Raw genomic sequence first — 16,251 nt, 5'->3', positions numbered from 1 at the left:
GATTGAACACTTGTTACACTATTTATATTTTGGTCAGTTATATTTCAATGTAAGGTTCACAAATATCTCATCCCTTTAAGGTGCGCCTGTTAAGTAAGTGTTAATTTAAACGCGTTGAAAATAAGGAATATTTTTATGCGATGGCGCAATATCAGTTTTCGTAAAAGATTACTGATCATCATGACAGTAACAGGGTTGATCGAGTTGTTAATACTCTCGGCTGCTGGCTTCGCATATATCAAAGATTCTCAAGAAAAAGAAATGGGCCTTAAAGCCTTAGGTGTCGCTGAATTTTTAGCGACGAGCCCGACGGTTATCGAGATCATTGAAGGCAATGATACTGATAACATTCAACAACGTTTTCGTAATTTGACTGAATTAATTGGTGCCGCATTCATAGTGATTGGTGATGACCAAGGTATCCGCTTGGTTCACCCAATTGACGCTCGTGTGGGAAAACCAATGCGAGGCGGGGATAACCAAAAAGCCCTTGTTTATGGACAATCGTATGTCTCGGTTGCTCAAGGTTCACTAGGTGTGTCGGTACGTGGTAAAGCCGCGGTCAAAAATATCAATGGTGAGATCATTGGTGTGGTGTCAGTTGGTTATTTACTCGAGCGGTTACAAGACCGAATAGAGCCTTATCTCGCCTTTTTAATCTTGATGGCATTGCTGGTGGTTGCGGTCAATGCGGTCATTTCTAACTATGCCTCTCGTCGTTTCCAAAAAGCCATATTAGGATTTGAACCTGAAGAGATTGGGCGTTTGTATGTCGAACTTGATGTCACGATGAGTACCATCAAAGAAGGTATCCTAAGTATCGATTCAAATGGGCACCTTCGTTCGATTAACAAAAGTGCTTGTCAGATTCTATCGATAGAACGAGATACCGCGCTTAATAAACGATTTTCAGATGTCTTACCGGGTAGTGACTTAGAAGACTTATTGGTGACGGGTGAGTCAGACCATGATATCGAGCTGTTCTTAAATAAAAAGCGTCTTATCGCTAACCGTAGCCCGATTATTGTTAATGGTGAAGTGGTAGGGGCGGTATCAAGTTTCCGTTTGCGTGATGAAATTAATGAACTAACAGAGCAACTTTCTCAAACTCGTGAATATGCGGATTTGCTTCGCTCACAAACTCACGAGCATCGGAATAAACTCAATACGATCAGTGGTTTGGTACAGATGGGTGAATTGGAGTCTGTTCAGCATCTCATTGGGCAGGAAACGGCACACTATCAAGTATTAATTGAGTTCCTGCGTGAAACGGTAAAAGACCCTCTTATCGCAGGTATGTTACTGGGCAAAACTGAGCGAGCTCGTGAATTAGGCCTGGAGCTTGCAGTTGAAGAGGGCTTAAGGTTAGAGCCATTGCCTGAATGGCTTAACTCCGATGATGTGGTGACCATTTTAGGTAACCTTATCGACAATGCATTTGATGCGACGATGACGTCGATAAAAGAAGAAGGGCATATTGCGCAATCCAGACGAATCATTGACGTGTCGGTCAGCGATTATGGTAATGAAATTATTCTGGAAGTGGATGACAAAGGATGCGGGTTGCCAGTAGAACTCTCGATTGATTCCCTTACTGAAAAGGGAGTGTCAAGCAAAGCAGCAACGAATCGAGGAGTTGGCCTTTACCTCATTAAGCAATTGGCTGATAGATACCATGGTCAGTTGGAAATGGTCAGCAATAAGCAATATGGAACAAGAATGACGGTGTATTTACCGAAGGAAGAACTTGTGTTTGAAGGAACAAAAAAATGAGTGCGTTGACGCGAGTGATGATCATTGAAGATGATATCGCGATTGCAGAGCTTCATAATCGTTACTTAACTCAGATGGGTGGTTTCGAAGTGATTGGAATTGCAACCACTCAAGCAGAAGCGGAAATGCAGTTAGATGTGTTGAAGCCAGAACTGGTGTTATTGGATGTGTATTTGCCCGATGGATCAGGGCTAGATATTTTGACGAAAGTCCGAGGCAGCAACCAAGGGTGTGATGTGATTCTTATCACTGCAGCACGAGACGTGGACACATTACAGCAAGCCATGCGTGGTGGTGTGGTTGATTATCTTTTAAAGCCAGTGATGTTTCCTCGCTTAGAGGCCGCTTTGAAAAAGTATCAATCACAGCGCGAAGAGATCGACAGTGTGTCTGATTTAGACCAAGGCTTAGTCGATAAAATGCTGCAAGCGTCAAATAGCGCAGATTCAGCAGCGTCAAATCGCCTTCCCAAAGGGATCGATGGCGTAACCTTAGATAAAATACGAGCGCTATTTCACGGAGACGTAAAAATTACAGCAGATGAAGCTGGTGACAAGATAGGGGCGAGCCGAACGACAGCGAGGCGCTACCTAGAATACTTGATTACTGCCGGTGAACTTGAAGCGGATTTGAATTACGGAACCGTTGGTCGACCAGAACGTTGTTACACAAAACTCGTGCGCTAGAACTTTCCACATCTTAATCATTAAGCTGGTCAGAAATCTGACCAGATATCATACTTTTCGAAGAGCGGTGAAAACTGCTCATCTCCTTTCATAATCTTTACTAATTTTCTGCCACTTTCTCAGTAAATCTACCTCAAATTAGTCAATATTTAATCGATTGCCTTCACAGTGGTTGATGTATATCAAATAGTCGTAGACAATACGCACCCGTATCGAAAGTGATATTGATCACTTTCATTTACCAAACACATTTCTAGAGTTATAGGCGCTAACTATTAGTGTAATAGTTAAGACCTATTATCTATTTTTGTATCTCGCTGCTACCGTTGGCGAATACTAAATACCTTGTTTTTATAGGAAAGATGATGGTAATACCTGAAAACAGCAGCATCGTAATCTTCGGTGCATCGGGAGACTTAACCTACCGTAAGCTGATCCCTGCTTTATATCACCTATACGCGAACAATCAGATGCCAAAATCCTTCGCGATTTTGGGTGTGAGTCGCACTGATTACAGTGACGAATCTTATCGCGAAAAATTAAAGCAATCCCTTCAGGATATGGAAAAAACTGAGCCTGAGATTCTGAATGCTTTTATTGACCACCTGCATTACCAGGCAATCAATACTTCTGATGTGGATGACTACGCACGTTTAGCAATGCGTTTGGATAAAATTGAGAAAGAATATCAATTTGAAAACCACAACACGTTATTCTATCTAGCAACGCCGCCGAGCCTATATGGCGTTATCCCGGCAAACCTGGCTGCGCATGGATTGAATGACGAATCAAACGGTTGGCGCCGTCTAATTATCGAAAAGCCATTCGGCTACGATTTAGCATCGGCTCAGAGTTTAGATGAAGAAATCCATCATCACTTCCAAGAACACCAAATCTACCGTATCGACCATTACTTAGGTAAAGAAACGGTACAAAACCTACTTGTACTTCGTTTCTCTAATGCCATGTTTGAACCACTGTGGAACCGTAACTTTATTGATTACGTTGAAATCACAGGTGCAGAGTTCCTAGGTGTTGAAGAGCGCGGTGGGTACTACGATGGTTCTGGTGCGGTACGTGATATGTTCCAAAACCACTTGCTACAAGTGTTAGCGATGGTTGGTATGGAGCCGCCAGCACAAATCAATGCGGATTCAATCCGTGATGAAGTTGTGAAAGTGCTGCAATGCTTGAAGCCGCTTGAAGAAGATGACCTACGTAATGACCTAGTCTTAGGCCAATACACGGCTTCAGACGTTCGTGGTCAACACTTGTTGGGTTACCGTGAAGAAAACGGTGTAGCAGACGATTCGCGTACTGAAACCTATATCGGCCTAAAAGCACACATCAACAACTGGCGTTGGAATGGTGTACCATTCTACGTACGTACTGGTAAGCGTTTGCCGACTCGCGTAACAGAAATCGTGATTCACTTTAAGAACACGCCTCATCCTGTTTTCGGCCAAGACGCGCCAGAAAATAAACTGATCATCCGTATTCAACCGGATGAAGGTATTCAGATGAGTTTTGGCCTTAAAGAGCCAGGCGCTGGCTTCAAAGCAAAAGAAGTGAAAATGAACTTCTCTTACTCTGACTTACCAGAAACTCAAATGCTAACGGCTTATGAGCGTCTTCTTCTTGATGCGCTAAACGGTGACGCAACACTATTTGCACGTACCGATGCAGTAGAAGCATGTTGGAAGTACGTTCAACCAATTTTAGATTTCAAACAAGATCCTCAAGCGCTGTTTGGTTATGCTTGTGGTACTTGGGGCCCACAAGAGGCAGATGAACTGCTTCAACGTGATGGTCGCGCATGGCGTTTCCCATGCAAAAACTTAACAGACACGGATTACTGCGAATTATGATCAACCACAAGATCTTTGAAACGCCAGAGCTAGTTGTTGAAAACCTAGCAAACGAAATGAAAGCGTACAGCGAACAGGGCAAACCTGTTCACATTTCACTATCTGGCGGTAGTACACCTAAAATGCTTTTCAAGCTATTGGCACAAGCGCCATATGCTGAAGGCATTCAATGGAACAACCTTCACTTCTGGTGGGGTGATGAGCGTTGCGTGGCACCTGATGATGCAGAAAGTAACTATGGTGAAGCGAACGCACTTCTTTTCAGCCAAGTAAACTTACCAGCAGAAAACATACATCGTATTCGTGGTGAAGATGAGCCGAAAGCAGAAGTGGAGCGTTTCGCTAAAGAGATGGCTGATGTAATCCCATCTGAAAATGGTACGCCTGTTTTCGATTGGATTCTGCTAGGTGTTGGCGCTGATGGCCACACGGCTTCTCTATTCCCAGGTGCGACGAACTACCAAGATGAGAACCTATCAGTAATGGCTTCTCACCCAGAGTCAGGTCAAATCCGCGTTTCTAAAACAGCAAAAGTTTTAGAGGCAGCAAAACGAATCAGCTACCTAGTGCTAGGCGCGGGTAAAGTTGAAATCGTTAAAGAAATTCATACTACTCCTGCTTCAGAGTTGCCTTACCCGGCAGCGAAGATCCAGTCTAAAACTGGTGAAACAGAGTGGTTCCTAGATTCAAATGCAGCAAGTGCTATCGCATAAGTGCGAATAGCCGCAAGGAGATATAAATAATGAAAGGTGATATCGGTGTAATTGGCCTAGCAGTAATGGGTCAAAACCTTATCCTAAACATGAACGACAACGGCTTCAAAGTTGTTGCTCACAACCGTACTGCTGCAAAAGTAGACGAGTTCCTAGAAGGTCCAGCTAAAGGTACTAACATTGTTGGTGCTTACTCTCTAGAAGAGCTAGTTGAGAAGCTAGAAGCGCCACGTAAAGTGATGCTTATGGTTCGTGCTGGTGACGTTGTAGATACGTTCATCGAAAACCTAATCCCACTTCTAGACGAAGGCGACATCATCATTGATGGTGGTAACACTAACTACCCAGATACTAACCGTCGTGTAGCGCATTGTCGTGAGAAAGGCATCCACTTCATCGGTACTGGTGTATCTGGTGGTGAAGAAGGTGCTCGTTTCGGTCCTTCAATCATGCCAGGTGGCGCACCAGAAGCTTGGGAAGCGGTTAAGCCAATCTTCCAAGGTATCTCTGCAAAAACTGACGCTGGTGAGCCTTGTTGTGACTGGGTTGGTAACGACGGTGCTGGTCACTTCGTTAAGATGGTACACAACGGCATCGAATACGGTGACATGCAGCTTATCACTGAAGCATACCAGTTCATGAAAGATGGCCTAGGTATGTCTGCTGACGAGATGCAAGCGGTATTCGCTGACTGGAACAAGACTGAGCTAGACAGCTACCTAGTTGAAATCACTGCTGACATCCTTGGTTACAAAGATGAAGACGGTGAAGCGTTAGTTGAGAAGATTCTAGACACTGCAGGCCAAAAAGGTACGGGTAAATGGACGGGTATCAACGCACTAGACCTAGGTATTCCTCTAACGCTTATCTCTGAGTCTGTATTCTCTCGTTGCCTGTCTGCACTGAAAGACCAACGTGTTGAAGCGGAAGCTTTGTTTGAGAAATCAATCACGCCAGTTGAAGGTGACAAGCAAGAGTGGGTTGATGCACTACGTCAAGCTCTACTAGCTTCTAAGATCATCTCTTACGCTCAAGGTTTCATGCTAATGCGTGAAGCGTCGAACGAAAACGGCTGGGACCTTAACTACGGTAACGTAGCGCTAATGTGGCGTGGCGGTTGTATTATCCGTTCTGCTTTCCTAGGCAACATCCGTGATGCGTACGAAGCGAACCCTGACATCGCATTCTTAGGTTCTGATGATTACTTCAAAAACATCCTACAAAGCAGCCTAGTAGCATGGCGCAAAGTAGCAGCGAAATCTCTAGAGTCTGGTATCCCAATGCCGTGTACGATTTCTGCGCTATCTTTCCTAGACGGTTACACAACTGCTCGTCTGCCAGCTAACTTGCTTCAAGCTCAGCGTGACTACTTCGGTGCTCACACTTATGAGCGTACTGACCGTCCACGTGGTGAATTCTTCCACACAAACTGGACTGGTACAGGCGGCGACACTGCTTCTACAACTTACGACGTTTAATCGTTCGTTAGATTCAGTATTGAATATTAAAAAAGGATGCCAATTGGCATCCTTTTTTTGTTTTCAACGATAGTCAATGTATCGAAAGAGGGCGGATTAGGCGTCTTTTTCTTTTGCGTTATTTTTCATTATATCCATCACGTAAACGACAGCGCTTACGATAAGAAACAATACCGATACAGAAAATAGTGCAGGCATACTGAGTACCCACGCAAAAGTTGCAGCAAGAAAAGCGACAAAGCAGATAAGTCTACTTGATGACATAACATGACCTAGTTTGGTATTCATATTGCCCCCTAAACAGTGTTTTCCTTTAACAGAGTTAGTATCTCACCTCTGGTTGAAAATTAACCTAAATTGATATCAAAAAAACTGATTCGGTGATCTTGATTACTCTTCTTTCGAGGTTTAACGATAGTTCTAAAATTTAAGGTTTAAGCCACGTCTGGGGTGGGATTAGTTTCGTCTATTTAAAGGGTTCGAGGTTCTAGCGACCCTGCTGACTAAACAGAGCCGCTAGAAAGGGGAAGTGATGATGTCTCTTACTTTTTGATATCAGAGCTGGGCAAGTGTAATAGGCTAGCTTGATAATCAGACTTAAACTCTTGTGGGCATTGATAGCCGAGCGTTTTCCATAGCCCGGGGTAGTTAACTCCGTACCCTTGGGCGATTAGAGCGACCCAGTCGAAACGGTTTCGGATGACGAGTTGTTTAATTTGTTTTGTTAGCGTTTTCATGACAGAACCCTCTTTAGCAATAAAGCTAGGTTAAGGCTCTTGTTCTTCGTTTTTAGTAGTGGTTTGTCAAATAGTGGTACTTTCTTGCCATTTTGCAGTGTTCAAGAGTGCCTAAAGTACTATTTTGTCAAAAACCAGTACCATTCTCACTTGAGTAGGAGGAGAGGGGATTTGTCATCGCAATAGAAAATACACCTAATGGTATTGAAATCGTCAATACCAATTGGTGTATTAGAGTTGGACTTTATTGTTAGCAGTAGGTTCTACTTACAATAGGATTTATTTGTTCACAACATAGTTGAGAAGCTCTACCACATGCTGTGGAGACTCTGCCCACGCCATTGCTGCCGCATCCACCTCTTTAAGGGGGTGGATAAGCGTGTCATCATGAAGTGTGATGAAAGGCTTATCCATTGCCGCTAGCAAACCAGCATCGAACGCTGCGTTCCACTGACGGTACTTATCTCCGAAGCGAACAATACCAATATCACACTGTTTTATCAGGGTTTTAGTTTTAATCGCATTGACCTTTGATGATTGATGGTCCCGCCAAAAGTTAGAACTGTTCTCTCTTAAAATATCACCAGCCGCGTCACTCGACTCGTGGTCTGTATTTGCGGAATAGAACTCCACATTCAGCCCGAGTCGCTTAGAACCTTGGATAATTTGTTCACGCCAATCTGTGTGGATCTCACCGCTTAAATAGACTTTCCAGATCATGTTGCTTCCTTATTTATGATTGTTTTATATATTGTATACAATTTAGGGGGTAAAAGTCACCATAAGCTTGGTTGTGCCTTAATGAACCCAGCTACACTAATCCATTCACGCTCACCTAGTGGCTATGAAGCTATCGCATTTTGAGATGATTCTTGATCACCGTATTTGTTGCGGATTGCTAGAAATAAATCAATATGGCTGATTAACGTCTGAACGCAGTCTGGGTCAAAAAGCCCACCACTATGCTGTTCTATGTAGGACACTACATTTGAAAGGGGCCATGCTCGTTTGTAAGCTCTTTTACTCAGTAAGGCATCAAATACGTCTGCTAAGGTCACAATACGAGCCTCTAAAGGGATACGAGAGAACCCTAAAGAATCAGGTAAACCTTCGCCGTCAAAACGTTCATGGTGGTGACGAACGATATTTTTAATGAACTGGATTTCTTCCTGAGAAATCGCATGGTTTTTAGAAATATTGACGACATCGTTAATGATTTCTTCGCCATAGATGGTGTGGTTATTCATGACCTTACGATCTTCGTCAGAGAATTTTTCAGTACTAAATAAAACTCTGTCTGGGATTCTATATTTGCCAATATCGTGGAAAGGGGCGTATATCCGAATGCGGTGAATAAACTGATGAGTGATCGCAGATTTTCTTTTTGAAAGCAGGCGAGCCAGGAGTTCACTGTATTTGCCCATACGCGTTAGGTGCTCTTTAGTCTCAGGATCGCGCGCATGCCCCATGTTTAAGGCAATGGATAACGAGCTTTGAAAATGACGCTGATTCTCAAACTGCTGAACAAACAGGTTGGTGACAACCTGCGTTAGGAAGGCGATATCGCATTCTACATTTTGTTCACTGAAAAAACCTATTTGCTCTGCATTGATGAAGATAAAGCCTAGGTTTTGGCCGCGATGTGGAATAGGCGAGGTATAGCTACTTCTGTGCCCACTTTGAACTAGCTTTTTGATTCTTTCCGTCGCATCCATCGCGGTAAGATCGTTAATGATTCTAACTTCAGGGTTAATAGACATTCTTGCAAGTGCAGACTGCGCTTGTAGTTCATGCTCGGAACAGTCTTTGTTAGAAGCATGATGAAGAAAATCTGAGATGTAATAGTTAGACGCTTTGTTCTCACCAAGTAATGCGACCGAAAACCGAGATAGAGAAGGGTAATAGGTACGTGCGAACTGGAATACGTCATCCAAAATTTCAGTGATATTTTTGTCTTGCGCAGCTAACTGGCTTAGCTTGGGGTAGTCAAACATTGTGTAAACCAACCTTAACTTCCGTTGTGTAATTGTTTTAATTGTTATGAAAATATCTCAAAAGTAAGAATTGTTACCATACCAATCAAGTGGTGATAAAGTAACCGAGCGATCTGGCAAATTTTAATCTCATCACTAAAATTGTGTTTATTCTGAAACAAATGTTCACTAAAACGATGATTTGTCGATGTTTATGGCGGAATTTTTAAGGAATACAGTTCGATTCCAATCGAACATGTAAAGTTAGATCCAATGACCAGACAAATTACAGCATCCGCCCATCACTTCTCCATGAGATGGAAGCTCTTTGACACTGAAAGGGTTTGGAAGGTTGACGAGATCGCACATTTTGTCGATATCTAGTAAAACGACGACTCCTCCTTTACCACTAATGACCTCTTCTTGGCGCAATTTCTTGAATAACCGAGATAAGGTTTCAGGCGCGATGTTTAATTGTCCAGCAAGAACATTGTGTGCGACAGGTAGTTTTAGCCAGTCTGCGCCTTGTTTTTTATAAAGCTCTAGCAAGTAAGAAACTAGCCTTTGGTTTGCTCCTTTTAGCGTGAGTTGATCCACTCGGTTGACAGCTTGGTTCAGTTTACTCGCCATTGCCCCGAGTAATTGGAAAGCGAAATTGGAATTTGCACTACAAAACTGAAGTAGAGTTTCGCGAGAAAAAGACAACACAACACTGTCGGTTTTTGCCTTAGCACTAAGTGGGTAAACACTTGGGTTCATGAACATCACGGCTTCAGCGATGCTGTCACCTCCCTCTAGCTGTTGAAAGATTTTCTCTTCGCCTTCAGGTGAAAAACGGTAAAGCGCAATCTCACCAGATTTAATTAGATAAAAGCGTTTGGCGTTATCCCCAGCTTCGAATAAGTGCTTCCCCTGTGAAATTTTTACTATTTGCATGCCTTTGCAAAGGGAGACCTTTGCACTGATATCGATGTTCGAGAAAATGAAAGAGTTATGGATTAATTGGTCCGTAATTGTGTCCATTAGGTCCGTGCCGTTGACAAATGTCATTTGAGATTTCTATTGAAATGTTAATCTTATTGATAACTATTATCATACACATCAATAACTAAGATAAACAACCAATAGGGCAATAAATTATGCATTATGGCGTATTAGTGGGTTTACACCTTTTATGTGCTGCAATCTTCATCGGTATAGTGGCATTTGAAGTACTAATTTTAGAAGGAATTAGGCCGCATCTTCCCGCCAAAACTATGTCATTGGTCGAGCAAGGTATTCACCTCAGAGGGCGAAAAATCATGCCTTTTGTTGTTGTGACGTTGTTTGTGACTGGTGCTTTAATGGGGTATCAGCATTTAAGTCCGTTACCCTCTGTGTTTTCCACTTCATTCTCAACGCTATTAACAGTAAAGATATTATTAGCGCTAAGCGTCTTGATTCATTTCTTAGTGGCAATGAAGTATTCAATCTGCGGCAACATGACTTCAAAACGGTTTAAGTACACCCACTTAAGTGTTTTCTTTCACATGCTTGCCATTATTTTCCTAGCAAAAGGTATGTATTACATCCAGTGGTAGTGAATTGACATTTGTCATTTGCGGATAAGAACAATTCGCTCAATATACAAATGAAAACAATAATCATTACCAAATAAAGGAAGGTATCATGCTTAAATTAGCGACTTTATCACTAACTCTTCTTGCTTCAGGAGCATTTGCGGCAGGAACTGCCAATATCCAAGGTAGCTATAGCGGTGATTACAACTTGGAAGTTCGAACTACGGCTAACAAGTTGATGGCAAAAAGCAGTCAACGCTATAACTGGAAATGGGACTTTGACAATAAAACCGTAAAGATTAACTCCGGCTTTATTAAAAGTTCATTCTCCATATTCCCTGTAGGTTACAGCGCTCATGATCCTATCTCATTCACAGATAATGGCGATGGCACATACACACTTGATTATGTATTTCAGGCTTATAACCCTCTATATGGTTTTCCAAAAGCACGAACGACGTCGAAATTTGAAATCACAGATACGGGCTTTGGACTTGAGTTCAAGACGTTAGATTCAGATGGTGATGGTGTGATTGGTGAAGCAATTTACGGACTTTTCCCTTGGGATATTGAGTTGAACTGGACGGGTTCTGCTCAATAACTTCACTTCAATATTAGGTAAGAAAAGTGGCCATCGGGTCACTTTATTCAAAAGGAATTATCATGACATTAATTAGACTGTCGCGTGTGAGCGCGATAGCGGCTGCGTTCGCTTTCTCGAATGCTACTTATGCTTCGCCAATCGACGGTAACTACGTCGGAAACTATTCACTCAATATGAATACTCATAAAGATCAGGGTTTGATGGGAATGCCCTGGCCAGAGTTTGCTCTGAATGGTGAACATAATGGTGAAAAATACAAAGTACTAGGCAATACAGAACCAGACGGAGTTTGGCGATGGGATTTTGATAATGAAGTAGTGACGATTCGCGGTAGTATGCTGCAAGCCTTTGTCATGATGGTTCCGTTTCAAGCGTTCAATCAAGATGAAATAGAAAACGTGAGAAATGATGAAGATATCACTTTAACAAGTATGGATCAGTTGGCGATTCCATTAAGTTACGATGAAGCATCAGGTTTGTACCATCTGACTTATGCTCATAAAAAATATTTCGATCCATCAATGATGGTACCAATGGCGACACCATTTCCTGTTGCAGTAACCACCACCCATTTTCACGTAGAGAAGAACGATGACGGTACATTGTCTATTACCACCGCAGATGTAGAAGACGGAATCGGCAGTGACAATGTTCCGGGAACACGAATCGAAAATGTGTTTCCAGCTGTCGTTCAGACTGAATATAGTTCGTCAAATATGGTTTTGGATACGCTAGTGGATACCAATCAAAATGGTATTACTGATGCTATGTCAGCTCTGCTGTATTTAGACCCGGCCGTCACTGATACTGATGGCGACAATATTGACGATATAGTCGAAACCCCTGTCTATTTACGTGGGATAGATAGCGACCAAGACGGCTTATCTGACGCTCATGAAGCTGGAGACTTAGCGAATAACGCAGCTATTGTGTCTGGCATTTCGTTGCAAGGTAAAGCGAAGTTTACTTTGTCGAGTGTTGGTGGAGAGTCTTTCAAACATACGCGCTCCTATCCACTCGACCTATCTGTAGCATTAGACCACACATTAGTTAGCCTTTTACCGCCGGAGTTTAATGAACAAGAAAAGGTGCTCGACTATGAATACGGTAATGTCGCGTTTGCTATCGACAACCCTGAAATGAAAAGCAGCGTCGATTTACTTCTCGCATTCGATGAAATCCCTGAAGGGCTCGAAATTTACCATGTCGCCAAAGAGCTAGATATGGAGCTAGGTAAGTTTGTTCAAAAGTTTAACAAGCTTGAGTGGGCGGTGTCAGACGATGGCAACGTTTCGCTAGAACTAAGTAACCCTGATAGTGCCCCTACGATTCTAACTGAACTTCTATTCGCGGCCCCGGAAAAGAAAACAACGGTAACGGACAACGCTGCCGATGCAGATTCATCTAGCGGTGGTAGCCTCGGTTGGCTTAGCTTTGCAATGCTAACGGCGTTTTCTCTGTTCAGACGACGGGAGAAGCGATGAACCTTGTAGTAAAGGTGATGGGTTTAGGGCTTATTTCGATAAGCCCTTATCTAATTGCGCAAACGGAAACCATCGTCATTGAAGGTAAGAGGCAGGCTGAAGCTGAGCTACTGATAGTAGAGGAAGAGCTTGCAGCAGTGCCCGGCGGAACCAATTTAATCGATACTTCAGAATTAGCTGGAAGCCAATCTTCTTTGGCGAAGGTGCTAAGTCAGCAGTCGGGTATTGTCGTTCAGGAGTTTTTTGGTGGGAATGACCAACCGAGGATAAACATAAGGGGCTCCGGTATTCAGGACAACCCTGTTAACCGAGGGATTCAGTTACTTTTTGATGGGTTATCACTCAATCAGGCGGACGGCTCCTTTGTTATAGGGTTGGTTGACCCTGAACAGGCGAGGCTCCTGTCGGTATACCGTGGTGCCAATGCGATGCGTTATGGCTCGACGACTTTAGGGGGCGCGATCAACTTCCACAGCAAAAATGGGTTGAACTCTGAAAATGAAATACAAGGAGAAGTCGGGTCATATGGCCTAATTAAAGGCGGGTTTGCCCTAGCCAATAGCAATAAAAACTGGGATTACTATTTATCGGGAAGCTCAAGTCAGCGAGATGGCTACCGCAATCACAGTAAAGCACGTCGAGACAGCCTTGCAATGAATGTGGGTTATGCGTCCTCAAGTTGGGAGAATCGTACTTATATTAATTTGGCTGACAATGACTTCGAAATCCCATTTTTGCTGACTAAGCAAAGAGCTATTGATACACCGGGACAGGTTATGGGTGAAGGAGACGAACCTATGGATACTCTACTTAATATCCCCGTACGTAAACCTTTTCGTCATACTACTCAACTTCGTTTAGCGAACCGTAGCCTATGGCACGATGATGACTCTGAATATCAATTGGGAGTGTATTTTGAACGCCTAACGGATGAGTTTAGAAATCCGCTGACTCAGGCTGATACGCAACATAAAAATGTTGGTATGGATGCGAGTTCTACTTTCAACTTTTATTCAGATGACTATCTGAATCGGCAGGTTCTTGTCTTTCTCCAAGGAAATTCGGGAGAGATGCCTCGTGAAATAGCCTCAGTCCATCCCGCGACAGGGGAGTTAATGAAGCCCATAGCAAGGATGGATCTCACGGCAAACAACGTGACATTAGGGGCCCAGGGGACGTATGAATGGATTGATGGTTTGTCTTCTATCCTAGCGTTGCAGTGGGTATATAACTCCCGAGAAATCACGGATGAACTGACAGAAAGTTTATTAGACAGTTCTTTTGAATATCAGATAGTGAATCCTAAGCTTGGGCTTGTTTATCAGCTGAATGAAGACAACCGACTCTACGCCAATATCAGTGGCAGCTCAGAGGCGCCGAACTTCTGGCAGCTTGCGACCGTATCTGCTAATCCAACGGATCCACTAAATAATCATGTGTTCATCAACGAGCTCAACGCTCAGACAGCGACAACTTCCGAGGTGGGTGGACAATTTCATTTTGAAAATTTTGCCGTGAATGCGTCGTGGTATTACTCATGGGTTGAAGATGAGCTAATTTCTGTTGTTGGCGATTTTGCTGTTAATGGACAAACCATAAACTATGGTGGAGAAACGATTCATCATGGTGTGGAACTGAGCCTTAGTCATGACCACCAAGAGTTGTGGTTAATTGGAGATAATGTGACCAGTACATTGATCTACAATTGGAGTGACTTCTATTTCAAAGATGGGCTTTACCAAGGTAATAATATCGCTGGTGTGCCAGTTCACTTGATTCAAGGTAGTGTCGATTATTCGTTTTTGGAATCGTGGCGAGTCAGTCCTAATTTCACTTGGCAGCCGCTAGAAACTTTTACTGATCATATGAATACGAGCGAGAACTCTCAAGACCCATACTTCTTATTGGGTCTGAAGCTGGGCTATCAGCCCAATCATCAATTCCAAATATTTGCAGAGATTAACAACCTCACTAATACGACCTATCAAACTGCATACGCGATTAGAGGGCAGGGGGCACCAGATTTACCCACCTTTATTCCTGGCCCGGGAATTAATGGAATCATAGGAGCTAGGTACTCATGGTAAGTCGTTTGCTTTTAGTCTTTGCTCTTTATTGGAGTTTGCAAAGCTTTGCCTTTGCTTCAATTCCAACAAGCGGCCAGTACACTGGCGATTATAAACTGACGTTGCGAGCCGCGCCGTTAGGAAATGTAATGGGTTATGGAGTAACCAATCCCGAATGGATATGGGATTTCGAAACAGACACGGTCACCATATCCGGTACGACGCTTACCGTGGGCTTTAATTACGCCTTACATGATTTGAATGACATCGACCCTGCAAGTGACACACTTCATTTCGAGCGAAATAATGATGGCACTTTAACGGTTTATTATGCGTTTCAGATCTACCACCCTGGTTTAGGTAACCCAATGGCAAACACGTCCACTACATTTGAAGTCGTGACTAATGGTGCTCGTTTAGAAATCAACGCTTTAGATCGGGAGCCTGATGGTCAGGACGGCATTGCTGGAACGAAAATCTATAATGTATTTCCTCTTACGATAGAGCCTGATTTAGTAGGTACCGCGGTTCAGGTTGGTGCAGACACCAACCTTGACGGAATCAGTGATGAGCTCGCTATCTCACTCGGGCTTAACCCAAATTCATTCGACACAGATGGCGATGGTGTGACAGACAGAGATGAAATTGGCAGTGACTTAACGTCGCCACTGGATTCGGACTCTGATTCAATTATTGATGCTCTAGAGGCCGGCGATAAGGCTTATGACGCGAGTCATGTTGATGGTCTCGTGACAGAAAACCTGCAAGGGATGTCTGTTGCATTAGAAGATGGAAATACGTTTGTTCGTGTGGTGACGGGCTCTATGAAAAGGCAAGTGAGTTCACCTGATAGCAGCGATGATTTCGCGCAACTAGATTCAACTTTTGGTCAACCCGGTCTGGAATACCCTTGGGGGAACCTTTCGCTTACTTGGAATACGCTGACCCCGAGCTCCGGTAGGCATGTGTTAATTCTCCATTTCACTGAGCCATTACCTAACAAAGTATTGCTATATGGGCTAACCGATACGGGTTCAAATGAATATCAGATAGTGTCTTCTTCCCAAGTGGAACGAATTAATAGCCACACACTGAAAGTTACGCTCTCGCATGATGATGCTTGGCTGTCTGGTGATGGGGCTGCGGTTCCATACTCAGTCACATTGGCAGCGGCGGAGAATACCTTAGGTGGAAAAAGTTTGAAGCAAGAAGATGTATCGGCTGGTGGGTTGGGAGTTGTTGCGATATGGTTCTTGGGGCTAGCTTTTTGGCGCCGCTATTTTTAACGAGCTATATGGTTATTAAACGTA

15 protein-coding genes are annotated in these 16,251 nt (G+C 43.3%); 10 read left to right on the top strand and 5 right to left on the bottom strand.

Annotated features, from left to right (window positions below; genetic code table 11):
* The first annotated feature begins 135 nt into the window (after positions 1–135).
* The 5 genes from ACHUFI_RS16945 to gnd all read left to right on the top strand — a co-directional run bounded on the left by ACHUFI_RS16945 (position 136) and on the right by gnd (position 6,518).
* Positions 136–1,773 (top strand): ATP-binding protein, encoded by a 1,638-nt coding sequence (locus ACHUFI_RS16945; RefSeq protein WP_394251231.1) that lies wholly within the window; start codon positions 136–138, stop codon positions 1,771–1,773.
* A complete protein-coding gene (locus ACHUFI_RS16940) occupies positions 1,770–2,459 on the top strand; it encodes a response regulator (protein WP_394251229.1) in 690 nt (229 codons plus the stop codon). Before ACHUFI_RS16945 ends, ACHUFI_RS16940 begins: the two co-directional genes overlap by 4 nt.
* A 365-nt stretch (positions 2,460–2,824) precedes the next feature.
* On the top strand, positions 2,825–4,327 hold the full coding sequence (gene zwf / locus ACHUFI_RS16935) for a glucose-6-phosphate dehydrogenase (protein WP_394251392.1): 1,503 nt from the start codon (positions 2,825–2,827) through the stop codon (positions 4,325–4,327).
* Positions 4,324–5,040, top strand: coding sequence for a 6-phosphogluconolactonase (gene pgl / locus ACHUFI_RS16930; protein ID WP_394251390.1), 717 nt, complete (start codon positions 4,324–4,326; stop codon positions 5,038–5,040). Before zwf ends, pgl begins: the two co-directional genes overlap by 4 nt.
* 29 nt (positions 5,041–5,069) lie before the next feature.
* The gene (gene gnd / locus ACHUFI_RS16925; protein WP_394251227.1) at positions 5,070–6,518 is read left to right on the top strand and encodes a decarboxylating NADP(+)-dependent phosphogluconate dehydrogenase; all 1,449 of its coding nucleotides are present in this window, start codon (positions 5,070–5,072) and stop codon (positions 6,516–6,518) included.
* Between the two features lie 96 nt (positions 6,519–6,614).
* On the opposite strand, the gene ACHUFI_RS16920 is transcribed toward gnd, so the two are convergent.
* The 5 genes from ACHUFI_RS16920 to ACHUFI_RS16900 form a co-directional block, all read right to left on the bottom strand.
* Positions 6,615–6,806 (bottom strand): hypothetical protein, encoded by a 192-nt coding sequence (locus tag ACHUFI_RS16920; protein WP_394251225.1) that lies wholly within the window; start codon positions 6,804–6,806, stop codon positions 6,615–6,617.
* A gap of 254 nt (positions 6,807–7,060) precedes the next feature.
* On the bottom strand, positions 7,061–7,255 hold the full coding sequence (locus ACHUFI_RS16915; protein ID WP_394251223.1) for a hypothetical protein: 195 nt from the start codon (positions 7,253–7,255) through the stop codon (positions 7,061–7,063).
* Between the two features lie 279 nt (positions 7,256–7,534).
* The gene (locus ACHUFI_RS16910) at positions 7,535–7,975 is read right to left on the bottom strand and encodes a YtoQ family protein (RefSeq protein ID WP_394251221.1); all 441 of its coding nucleotides are present in this window, start codon (positions 7,973–7,975) and stop codon (positions 7,535–7,537) included.
* 122 nt (positions 7,976–8,097) lie between these two features.
* Positions 8,098–9,249 (bottom strand): HD-GYP domain-containing protein, encoded by a 1,152-nt coding sequence (locus ACHUFI_RS16905; RefSeq protein WP_394251219.1) that lies wholly within the window; start codon positions 9,247–9,249, stop codon positions 8,098–8,100.
* A gap of 243 nt (positions 9,250–9,492) precedes the next feature.
* Positions 9,493–10,278 carry a Crp/Fnr family transcriptional regulator gene (locus ACHUFI_RS16900; RefSeq protein WP_394251217.1) on the bottom strand — a complete coding sequence of 262 codons (786 nt, stop codon included), beginning with the start codon at positions 10,276–10,278 and terminating at the stop codon, positions 9,493–9,495.
* A gap of 89 nt (positions 10,279–10,367) precedes the next feature.
* On the opposite strand from ACHUFI_RS16900, the gene ACHUFI_RS16895 reads away from it, so the two are divergent.
* From ACHUFI_RS16895 to ACHUFI_RS16875, 5 genes are all read left to right on the top strand, one after another.
* Entirely contained in the window at positions 10,368–10,808 is a 441-nt protein-coding gene (locus ACHUFI_RS16895; RefSeq protein ID WP_394251215.1) for a CopD family copper resistance protein, read from the top strand.
* Positions 10,809–10,896: 88 nt separating this feature from the next.
* Complete coding sequence (locus ACHUFI_RS16890; protein ID WP_394251213.1) at positions 10,897–11,388, top strand: hypothetical protein; 492 nt, start codon at positions 10,897–10,899, stop codon at positions 11,386–11,388.
* A gap of 62 nt (positions 11,389–11,450) precedes the next feature.
* The gene (locus ACHUFI_RS16885; protein WP_394251211.1) at positions 11,451–12,875 is read left to right on the top strand and encodes a GlyGly-CTERM sorting domain-containing protein; all 1,425 of its coding nucleotides are present in this window, start codon (positions 11,451–11,453) and stop codon (positions 12,873–12,875) included.
* On the top strand, positions 12,872–14,962 hold the full coding sequence (locus tag ACHUFI_RS16880; protein ID WP_394251209.1) for a TonB-dependent receptor family protein: 2,091 nt from the start codon (positions 12,872–12,874) through the stop codon (positions 14,960–14,962). Before ACHUFI_RS16885 ends, ACHUFI_RS16880 begins: the two co-directional genes overlap by 4 nt.
* Positions 14,956–16,227: a hypothetical protein gene (locus ACHUFI_RS16875; protein ID WP_394251207.1), complete on the top strand. Its 1,272-nt coding sequence runs from the start codon at positions 14,956–14,958 to the stop codon at positions 16,225–16,227. The genes ACHUFI_RS16880 and ACHUFI_RS16875 overlap by 7 nt, the downstream gene beginning before the upstream one ends.
* Positions 16,228–16,251 lie beyond the last annotated feature (24 nt).

Origin of the sequence: Vibrio profundi (genome assembly GCF_043642225.1) — a bacterium.
GTDB classification, from domain to species: Bacteria; Pseudomonadota; Gammaproteobacteria; order Enterobacterales; family Vibrionaceae; genus Vibrio; species Vibrio profundi_A.
Note: the sequence above shows the minus strand (reverse complement) of the source record. Positions and strands in the feature narration are given on the sequence as shown.

Bases quoted from the DNA above. Each gene is read 5' to 3' on its own strand.
- ACHUFI_RS16940 (WP_394251229.1), top strand. From the start codon at position 1,770: ATGAGTGCGTTGACGCGAGTGATGATCATTGAAGATGATATCGCGATT.
- ACHUFI_RS16905 (WP_394251219.1), bottom strand. From the start codon at position 9,249: ATGTTTGACTACCCCAAGCTAAGCCAGTTAGCTGCGCAAGACAAAAAT.
- ACHUFI_RS16895 (WP_394251215.1), top strand. From the start codon at position 10,368: ATGCATTATGGCGTATTAGTGGGTTTACACCTTTTATGTGCTGCAATC.
- ACHUFI_RS16915 (WP_394251223.1), bottom strand. From the start codon at position 7,255: ATGAAAACGCTAACAAAACAAATTAAACAACTCGTCATCCGAAACCGT.
- gnd (WP_394251227.1), top strand. From the start codon at position 5,070: ATGAAAGGTGATATCGGTGTAATTGGCCTAGCAGTAATGGGTCAAAAC.
- ACHUFI_RS16880 (WP_394251209.1), top strand. From the start codon at position 12,872: ATGAACCTTGTAGTAAAGGTGATGGGTTTAGGGCTTATTTCGATAAGC.
- ACHUFI_RS16875 (WP_394251207.1), top strand. From the start codon at position 14,956: ATGGTAAGTCGTTTGCTTTTAGTCTTTGCTCTTTATTGGAGTTTGCAA.
- ACHUFI_RS16910 (WP_394251221.1), bottom strand. From the start codon at position 7,975: ATGATCTGGAAAGTCTATTTAAGCGGTGAGATCCACACAGATTGGCGT.
- ACHUFI_RS16890 (WP_394251213.1), top strand. From the start codon at position 10,897: ATGCTTAAATTAGCGACTTTATCACTAACTCTTCTTGCTTCAGGAGCA.
- zwf (WP_394251392.1), top strand. From the start codon at position 2,825: ATGGTAATACCTGAAAACAGCAGCATCGTAATCTTCGGTGCATCGGGA.
- ACHUFI_RS16900 (WP_394251217.1), bottom strand. From the start codon at position 10,278: ATGACATTTGTCAACGGCACGGACCTAATGGACACAATTACGGACCAA.
- ACHUFI_RS16920 (WP_394251225.1), bottom strand. From the start codon at position 6,806: ATGAATACCAAACTAGGTCATGTTATGTCATCAAGTAGACTTATCTGC.
- ACHUFI_RS16945 (WP_394251231.1), top strand. From the start codon at position 136: ATGCGATGGCGCAATATCAGTTTTCGTAAAAGATTACTGATCATCATG.
- pgl (WP_394251390.1), top strand. From the start codon at position 4,324: ATGATCAACCACAAGATCTTTGAAACGCCAGAGCTAGTTGTTGAAAAC.
- ACHUFI_RS16885 (WP_394251211.1), top strand. From the start codon at position 11,451: ATGACATTAATTAGACTGTCGCGTGTGAGCGCGATAGCGGCTGCGTTC.